The sequence below is a fragment of the Sphingorhabdus sp. genome (genome assembly GCF_044374345.1).
Lineage (GTDB): Bacteria > Pseudomonadota > Alphaproteobacteria > Sphingomonadales > Sphingomonadaceae > Sphingorhabdus_B.
In genome coordinates this window covers 1-8,656 of sequence record NZ_JBILOS010000088.1, presented here as the reverse complement: position 1 = coordinate 8,656, position 8,656 = coordinate 1, and the positions used below count along the sequence as shown (strand labels likewise).

Annotated in this window: 8 protein-coding genes; 1 reads left to right on the top strand and 7 read right to left on the bottom strand. The window is 56.8% G+C overall.

The window, feature by feature from the left end; genetic code table 11:
* The 7 genes from truB to rimP all read right to left on the bottom strand — a co-directional run.
* Positions 1-844 (bottom strand): tRNA pseudouridine(55) synthase TruB (gene truB, locus ACIQ5B_RS08950; RefSeq protein WP_397598706.1); only part of this gene is annotated, 844 nt, incomplete at its 3' end.
* A gap of 141 nt (positions 845-985) precedes the next feature.
* The gene (locus ACIQ5B_RS08945; protein ID WP_397577920.1) at positions 986-1,567 is read right to left on the bottom strand and encodes a thymidine kinase; all 582 of its coding nucleotides are present in this window, start codon (positions 1,565-1,567) and stop codon (positions 986-988) included.
* Positions 1,567-1,971 (bottom strand): 30S ribosome-binding factor RbfA, encoded by a 405-nt coding sequence (rbfA, locus tag ACIQ5B_RS08940; protein WP_397598705.1) that lies wholly within the window; start codon positions 1,969-1,971, stop codon positions 1,567-1,569. The genes ACIQ5B_RS08945 and rbfA overlap by 1 nt, the downstream gene beginning before the upstream one ends.
* 29 nt (positions 1,972-2,000) lie before the next feature.
* Positions 2,001-4,532 (bottom strand): translation initiation factor IF-2, encoded by a 2,532-nt coding sequence (gene infB, locus ACIQ5B_RS08935; protein WP_397598704.1) that lies wholly within the window; start codon positions 4,530-4,532, stop codon positions 2,001-2,003.
* Positions 4,533-4,553: 21 nt separating this feature from the next.
* Positions 4,554-5,210, bottom strand: coding sequence for a DUF448 domain-containing protein (locus ACIQ5B_RS08930; protein WP_397598703.1), 657 nt, complete (start codon positions 5,208-5,210; stop codon positions 4,554-4,556).
* 31 nt (positions 5,211-5,241) lie between these two features.
* Positions 5,242-6,885 (bottom strand): transcription termination factor NusA, encoded by a 1,644-nt coding sequence (gene nusA / locus ACIQ5B_RS08925; protein ID WP_397598702.1) that lies wholly within the window; start codon positions 6,883-6,885, stop codon positions 5,242-5,244.
* Between the two features lie 4 nt (positions 6,886-6,889).
* Positions 6,890-7,450 (bottom strand): ribosome maturation protein RimP, encoded by a 561-nt coding sequence (rimP, locus tag ACIQ5B_RS08920; RefSeq protein ID WP_183940434.1) that lies wholly within the window; start codon positions 7,448-7,450, stop codon positions 6,890-6,892.
* A 187-nt stretch (positions 7,451-7,637) separates the two neighbouring features.
* On the opposite strand from rimP, the gene ACIQ5B_RS08915 reads away from it, so the two are divergent.
* On the top strand, positions 7,638-8,656 hold a 1,019-nt coding region (locus tag ACIQ5B_RS08915), incomplete at its 3' end, for a PQQ-dependent sugar dehydrogenase (protein ID WP_397598701.1).

Below are 8,656 nucleotides of genomic sequence, written 5' to 3'. Positions count from 1 at the left end.
TCCCGGTCAAGACGCGACCCTGTTGGATCGCCCTTGCCTGTTCCGGGGAGAGATCAAGAGCCGGGATGTCGACCAGCCCTGCCTCTATCGGCAAGATAATGTCTTCTTGGGCCGCCCCATGGCCGAATGCATTGAGTTTGTCCAGCGAAATCGCGCCATTCAGGGCAAACGGACCAGCGCGCACGCGGCGCAGCATAGAGACATGGCCGACGGTACCCAAAGCATAGGCAATATCTCGTGCCAAGCTGCGGATGTATGTGCCTTTGGAAACGTCGGCAGTCAGTGTGATTGAACCCAAAAGCGCGTCACCCTGAACTTGTTTCAGGGTCTTACTTTCATCCCGGTCGACGTGAGATGCTGAAACAAGTTCAGCATGACAGATGGTGAGCTGATAGACCGTCACACTCCGCGACTTCATCTCGACCACTTCCCCTGCCCGCGCCAGATCATAGGCGCGCTTGCCATCAATTTTGATCGCCGAATAAGCAGGCGGGATCTGTTCAATCGGCCCCGTAAACTGCGCCAGTGCTTGCTGCAGCTGATCCAGCGTGGGCCGCACATCCGAAGTTGCAACAATGTCGCCCTCGGCATCTAGGCCGCTGGTCTCTGTCCCAAAGCAAATGGTAAAATCATATGCCTTGGACGCGTCGAGCATCCGGCCACATAATTTGGTCGCCTCGCCCAATGCGATGGGAAGAACACCGGTGGCAAGCGGATCAAGCGTGCCGCCATGACCAACTTTGACCTTGCCAAAGCCTGCAGAACGCAAGTTGCGCTTTACCGCTGCAACGGCCTGCGTCGAACCCAGACCAAGCGGTTTATCAAGGATGATCCAGCCATGCATGCCCGCCCTTTAGGGCGCGGCGTAGCATCAAGTCAATTTGAAGGCGCGGCGACATCGCTACCTGCGGCCAACAAAGGGACCATGGCTTTTTTCATGATAGGCACAACGATATGCCTCTCGGCATGAGCGGCACATGAAAAGTCAGCCTAAGCCGCGTGCCTCGTTAAAATGCTTTCGGCACATTGCGACGTAACGGTCATCGCCGCCAATTTCGGTTTGTGCGCCATCGACAACGGCTTTGCCGGTCTCATCAACGCGCAAATTCATCGTCGCTTTGCGGCCGCAGTCACACACGCCTTTTAATTCAACCAGGCTGTCCGCGATGCCGAGCAATGCAGCGGAGCCGGGGAAAAGTTCGCCCTGAAAATCCGTGCGCAGGCCATAGCAAACGACCGGAATACCGGCCTTGTCGGCCAAGCTCGCAGCCTGCCAAACCTGTTCTTTCGTCAAAAACTGCGCTTCGTCGATCAGCACGCACGCGAGCGGCGTTTCTGCGTGCTTGGCAAGGACTGCGCGTTCGATGTCCGTGTCGCTTTCAAATCGGCTGGCATCACCGGCAAGGCCAATACGCGAGCTGATGGCGCCGAAACCCGGGCGGTCATCGATGGCCGCGGTCCACAGCATCACCTGCATACCGCGCTCGCCATAATTAAATGCCGCCTGCAGCAATGTCGTCGATTTGCCCGCGTTCATTGACGCGTAGTAGAAATATAACTTGGCCATTATTCTGCGTCGTCGGTCAAATCTTGTTGCACCTTGGGCTGTGCCAACAAGCCTTCGATATGCGTGGCTTGGTCGAAGCTATCGTCGGCCAGAAATTTCAGCTTTGCCGCATATTTCATGCTCACCCGCGCGGCGACTTCTTTTTGGAAGAACGCCGTATTGGTGCGCAGTGCCTTCAGCACTTTTTCTTCATTTGCCCCCAATAGCGGCTTAATGAATGCCGTTGCGTGGCGCAAATCCGGGGACATCCGCACTTCGGTCACGCTGACGCTATGGCTGTTAAGAACATCGTCATGCACTTCGCCACGCGCGAGCAGTTCCGACAATATATGCCGGAATTGTTCGCCTACGCGCAGCAACCGCACGGAACGGCCCTCGGTACCAGTGTCGTTATGTTTTGCCATAGAGCTCCCCTTTCAGGTTCGAGCTAAGCTCACAACGTCCGTTCACGTTCCTCGACTTCAAAGACCTCGAGCATATCGCCTGCCTTGACGTCGTTGGTATCCGCCAACACGACACCACATTCGAGACCGGCACGCACTTCGTCGATATTGTCCTTGAACCGGCGGAGCGAGGCAATCGTGGTTTTCGACACGATGACGTCTTCGCGGGTAAGACGTGCATGAAGGCCCTTTTTGATGATGCCTTCGGTGACCAGCAAACCAGCGGCCTTGTCGCGCTTGCCAGACTTGAACACGTCCTTGACCTCGGCACGTCCGACGACGGTTTCGATGATTTCTGGACCAAGCTCGCCCGCCATTTCCTTGGCGATGTCTGCAGTCAGGTGATAAATCACATCAAAATATTTCAACCGGACGCGGTCACGCTTCGCAAGCGCCGCAGCCTTGCTGTTCGGACGCACATTAAAGCCAATCAGCGGCGCATTGGACGCGGCTGCAAGCAGCATATCTGATTCCGTGATACCGCCAACGCCAGCCAATAGAACGCGAACCTTGATCTCGTCTGTGGAGATATTGTTGAGCGCCGTCACAATGGCTTCGACCGAACCCTGCACATCGCCCTTGATGACGACAGGATATTCCTTGGCCCGCGTTGCGGACAAGTTATCAAACAGGTTTTCGAGATTTGGCGTGACTTGCGCGGTACGCACCTTCGTCGACTTTTCCTTGCGGTACAAGGCAACTTCGCGGGCACGCGCTTCGTTTTCCACGACAGTCAAGACGTCGCCAGCGGATGGCACACCCGTCAGGCCGAGCACTTCGACCGGCGTTGCCGGGCCTGCTTCGGGTACTTGCTGGCCCTTGTCATTAATCAGCGCGCGGACCTTGCCGCTTTCGGCGCCAACAACAAAGATATCGCCACGCTTCAACGTGCCGCGCTTTACCAGCACGGTCGCAACGGCTCCGCGGCCCTTATCCAGCTGTGCCTCAACGACCACGGCTTCCGCCGCACGATCTGGGTTGGACTTGAGCTCCATGACTTCCGCCTGAAGCGCCAATTTGTCGAGCAGATCGTCCAATCCGGTTTTCTTCAATGCGGACACTTCCACGTCCTGAACATCGCCGCCCATCGCTTCGACAATGACTTCATGTTCAAGCAGACGTTCACGCACCTTCTGTGGGTTGGCGCCTTCCTTGTCTATCTTGTTGATCGCAACAATCATCGGCACATTGGCTGCCTTGGCATGCTTAATGGCTTCGATCGTCTGCGGCATAAGGCCGTCGTCTGCTGCAACCACCAAAATGACGATATCGGTAACCGACGCACCGCGCTGGCGCATTTGCGTGAACGCTTCATGGCCCGGGGTATCAAGGAAGGTGATGAGCGAGCCATCCTTTGTCTTCACCTGATAGGCGCCGATATGCTGCGTAATACCGCCAGCTTCACCCGAAACGACATTTGCGCCGCGCAAGGCGTCAAGCAGCGATGTCTTACCATGGTCGACATGGCCCATGACCGTAACAACCGGCGGACGCGCCTTCAACGTTTCTGGGGCGTCAACATCTTCGTCATGAACGATGTCGACGTCCGCGTCGGAAACGCGGGTGATGTTGTGGCCAAACTCTTCGACGAGCAATTCCGCCGTATCTTGGTCGATGGTCTCGTTGATCGTGACCGGCATGCCCATTTTGAACAGGGCCTTGACCAAGTCACTGCCCTTTTCCGCCATACGGTTGGCCAGTTCCTGAACGGTAATTGTTTCTGGGACAACGACGTCGCGGGTCTGCTTGACCTGTGCCTGACGGTTACCACCGCCATGCAAACGCTTTTCCTTTTCACGCGCACGCTTCAGCGCGGCGAGTGAACGCGCACGGGCACCATCATCGCCCTCCAGCGCGCGGGTGACGGTCAGCTTGCCCGACTGGCGGCGATCATCCGCTGCACCGCGGGTTGGACGATGCGGCGCTTTCTTGATCTCTTCACGCTCGCGCTCAGGACGCTTGGGCGCTTCAACAGGTGTAAAGCGACGCGGCGCAGGTGCTGCGCCATCCATGTTGGTTTCTTCAACGACAGGTTCAAATGTTTCAGGCTCGACAGGCGCGGCTGCAGCTGGCGGCGGAGGCGGAGCCGCTGCTTCTGTACGATTGGCTTGGGCACGCTGGCGCTCTTCTTCCGCACGCTGTGCCCGCTGTTCGGCTTCTCGGCGGTTATTTTCTTCCAGCATGGCCAAACGGGCTTCTTCGGCCTCGCGCAGAAGCTTGGCCTGACGTTCCTGACGGCTGAGCATGTCATTGCCCGTTGGACGGGGCGCTGGTGCCGCTGGAGCCGGCGCAGGTGCGGCCGCTGCAGGTGCAGCGGGTGGTTGCGGTGGTGGTGGAGCGGCTACTTCAGCCTCAGGCGCGTAACCGGGCTTGCCGACAAGTTTCTTGCGCTTCACCTCGACGACAACTTTGTTTGTCCGGCCATGGCTAAAGGTCTGTTTGACTTCACCAGACTCGAGCGAGCGGCTCAAAGTGAGCGGCTTGCGCGTCAATGTCGGTTTATTGTTGGTATCATCACTCATCGAAACAGAACCCGTCCTTACTCAATCAATTGCGGAGACGTCAGAAATATGGCCCCGCACGTCCGGAGCCGAAGCTGCGGAATCGAGGGGCGCATTACTGCATCCTTTGAAATTTAGCCAGCGTCCAAGATGATACATCACCCTATCTGCTGCTTTTTGGTCAATCAGTGCGACGTGAACGGCATTTGACCGTCCAAGCGCTGCAGACAATGCGTCACGGTCGACGGGCAGTTTCAAACCACCCTTGCCGGTCCCTTCGGCATCTTCACCAACGCGCCAGGCCTGATCGCGCTTGCCACTGCCATCGGCGCTTGCGTCGGACGCATGCAAGAGCAAACGAACCTGCCCGCTGCGTGATGCAGAGTCGATCTTCTCAGCACCCAAGATAAGGTGCCCAGCCCGCGCTTCCAACCCAAGCCGGTCGAGAAAAGCCTTTTCAAGGCCGCGATCGATGCGGCCGCTCAGATCATCAATGATGTCAATCTTGTCGGTTTTGAAGGCGCGGCGCAGCAAGCCGGCAAGCTTGCCCTTTTCCTGCGCCTTCGTCAGTTCTTCGCCGGATACGCCAATCCACGCGCCACGGCCCGGGGCCTTGGCAAATAGATCAGGCGCGATGCTGCCATCGGGGCCGAGGGCAAGCCGGATGAGCTGGGCACGAGTCCCATGCTCACCTGACAATATGCACTTCCTTATTGGGGAGTGTCGGTTCTCATTGGGAGTCGTCCGCTGCAACCGCGTCCTCCTCTATGATATCCGAAGCTGGCGCGCTGTCTTCGTCGTCGAACCAGTGTGCGCGTGCGGCCATGATGATTTCATTGCCCTGTTCTTCAGACAATCCGAACACCGCCAAGACGCCAGCCTTATCTTCCGACCGATTGCGGCGCATTTCGCGGTCGCTGCGTTCGTTGCGGCGCGGCTCACGTGCCTTTTGGATCAGTTCGTCGGTCGCCAAGTCAGCGAGATCATCAAGCGTCTTGATGCCGGCCTTACCCAGCACAACAAGCATCGCTTCCGTCAGAATGGGGAGTTCCGCAAGCGCGTCTTCAACACCCAATTCACGACGTTCGGTCCGGTTGGCTTCCTCACGGCGATCAAGCGCTTCTTGTGCGCGGCTCTGAAGCTCTTCAGCCAGACCTTCGTCAAAGCCTTCGATGGCAGCGATTTCAGACGGATCAACATAAGCAACTTCTTCAAGTTCGCTAAAGCCTTCAGCAACCAGAAGCTGCGCCAAGGTTTCGTCCACATCCAGCTCTTGCTGGAACATTTCCGAACGCTCGACAAATTCCTTCTGACGCTTTTCGTTCGATTCCGCTTCGGTCATGATGTCGATACCACGGCCGGTCAGCTGCGAAGCCAAACGGACGTTCTGGCCGCGACGGCCAATGGCAAGGCTCAACTGATCGTCAGGAACGACAACTTCGATGCGGCCTTCTTCTTCGTCGATGACAACGCGGCTCACGGTCGCAGGCTGCAGTGCGTTTACGATGAACGTCGCTGTATCTTCCGACCATGGAATGATGTCGATTTTCTCGCCCTGCATTTCCTGAACGACGGCCTGAACGCGGCTGCCCTTCATACCGACGCATGCGCCGACGGGATCGATGCTGCTATCGTGGCTGATAACACCAATTTTGGCGCGGCTGCCGGGGTCACGCGCAGCGGCCTTGATTTCGATGACGCCGTCGTAAATTTCCGGAACTTCCTGCGCAAACAGCTTCTTCATGAAGTCAGGATGCGCACGGCTCAACAGGATTTGCGGGCCACGATTTTCGCGCTGCACCTTCATGATCAGCGCCCGGACGCGGTCGCCACCACGAACAACTTCGCGCGGAATTTGCTGGTCACGGCGGATAACGCCTTCAGCGCGGCCAAGGTCAACAACGACATGACCGAACTCAACCGACTTTACGACGCCGGTGATGATTTCGCCGGTGCGGTCCTTAAACTCTTCAAACTGGCGCTCGCGCTCTGCATCGCGCACCTTTTGGAAGATAACCTGCTTTGCGGACTGCGCATCGATACGGCCGAGATCAACGGCTGGCAGCGGATCAACAATGAAGTCGCCAACAACGGCGCCCTTTTGCAACTTGTCTGCCTGCTTCAGGTCAACTTGCTTGAAGTAATCTTCGACGTTTTCAACCACTTCAACAACGCGCCACAGGCGAAGATCGCCAGTCTGCGTATCCAGTTTTGCGCGAATGTCATTTTCCGCGCCGTAACGTGCACGGGCAGCGCGCTGGATGGCTTCTTCCAACGCCTCAATGACAATAGCCTTGTCGATCATCTTTTCGGCAGCAACCGCATTGGCAATTGCAAGCAATTCAGCCTTGTTCGCGGCAATCGTGTTAGCCATGTTCTTAGTCTTCCTGTGCTTCGTCGTGAATGGGATCTGCCTCAACTTCGTCGGCCCCATCGCTGTTGATGGGGGCAGTCGACGCAATCAGGCGGTCTGTCAAGAGCAGCTTGGCGCTGCCCATATTGGAAAAGGCGAATGTCAGCCGTCCGGATTTGCGGTCATCGACATGAATATTGTCACCGTCGACGCCAACAATATCGCCACGGATATTCTTGCGTCCATCCATTGGCTCGGCCAGCTCCACCTTCACCTCATGGCCTGCCCAGTCGGTAAAATCGGCCAGGCGGGTTAAAGGCCGGTCAATGCCGGGCGAGCTAACTTCAAGTCTGTACGCTTCGACAATTGGGTCAAGCTCGTCGAATTTGTCGGATATACGATGCGACAACGCCGCGCAGTCATCGATGCCAAGCTGCCGCGTATCGGGGCGCTCGGCCATCACCTGCAAGGTTGGCTCGTCGCTGCCCTGCCCGCCGGTTTCAAACCACGCGACACGCACCAGCGCAAAGCCGAGCGCTTCTGCTTCGGGTGCGATCAACGCGGTCAGTGTATTGAGGTCAGGCAAATTCAGTCTTTCTTGTACGGCATGCAAAGCTTCTGGTTGCCAGCACCGAGTGGCGCTAGCCCTTCCAAGTTCTCACAATGTAAGGATGACAGCCGTATAGCGCGGAACTCTCTTATATGCAAGCCTCTTGCATATCCACCGGTCAGTACCCAACTGCTTTAAGCGGATATTTGAGGAGTCTTTATACATGTCGAAATTATCATTCTTAATTGGCGCGTCTTTTTTGGCAGCGGCCTGCCAGCCATCCGTAAGTGATGCAGCGCCCACCGAAAATGCAGCGCAACCGTTCGATGTCACGGTGATGGCAGACTTTGCAGAGCCTTGGGCAATGACGTTCGTTCCCGGCACGCCATATGCGCTGGTCACGGAAAAGAAGGGTAAGCTGAAGCTTTGGAAAAAGGACAGCGCAGCTGTCGACGTCACGGGCGTGCCCGCAGTCGCCTATGGCGGACAAGGGGGACTTGGTGATGTCATTCTCCATCCCGACTTTGCGAATAACAAGTTCGTTTATATCAGCTTTGCTGAAGCAGGCGAAGGCGGATTCGGCGCGGCTGTCGCGCGCGGCAAGCTCGATCTTTCAGGCAACACCCCGACATTATCCGACGTTCAGGTGATTTGGCGTCAGGAACCAAAGGTTTCGGGCCAAGGCCACTTTGGACACCGTTTGGCATTTGGACCTGACGGCATGCTGTACATCAGCAGCGGTGACCGCCAGAAATTCGATCCTGCCCAAGATCTCAACCAAAATCTCGGCAAAATCGTCCGCCTGACCGATGGCGGTATGGTGCCATCGGACAATCCCTTTTACGACCAAGGCCGCGTGAAATCGCAAATTTGGTCCTATGGACACCGCAATCCACTCGGCATCGCCTTTGATGCGCAGGGACGTTTGTGGAACCAGGAAATGGGACCTGCAGGTGGCGACGAGCTAAACCTTGTCAGGAAAGCCGCCAATTATGGCTATCCCACCGTGTCCAACGGCAATCATTATGACGGCCGCGACATACCCGACCATTCTGCGGGCGATGGTTTTGAAGCGCCGAAGCTATCCTGGAACCCTGCGATTTCGCCCGGCGGCCTGATGATTTATTCGGGCAATATGTTCAAGGATTGGAAGGGCAGCGCATTTATAGGCGGCCTTGGCGCAAAAGCGTTGGTCCGCGTAAAACTGGATGGCGAGAACGCGACCAAGGCTGACCAATGGAA

Bases quoted from the DNA above. Each gene is read 5' to 3' on its own strand.
- rbfA (WP_397598705.1), bottom strand. From the start codon at position 1,971: ATGGCAAAACATAACGACACTGGTACCGAGGGCCGTTCCGTGCGGTTG.
- nusA (WP_397598702.1), bottom strand. From the start codon at position 6,885: ATGGCTAACACGATTGCCGCGAACAAGGCTGAATTGCTTGCAATTGCC.
- infB (WP_397598704.1), bottom strand. From the start codon at position 4,532: ATGAGTGATGATACCAACAATAAACCGACATTGACGCGCAAGCCGCTC.
- ACIQ5B_RS08945 (WP_397577920.1), bottom strand. From the start codon at position 1,567: ATGGCCAAGTTATATTTCTACTACGCGTCAATGAACGCGGGCAAATCG.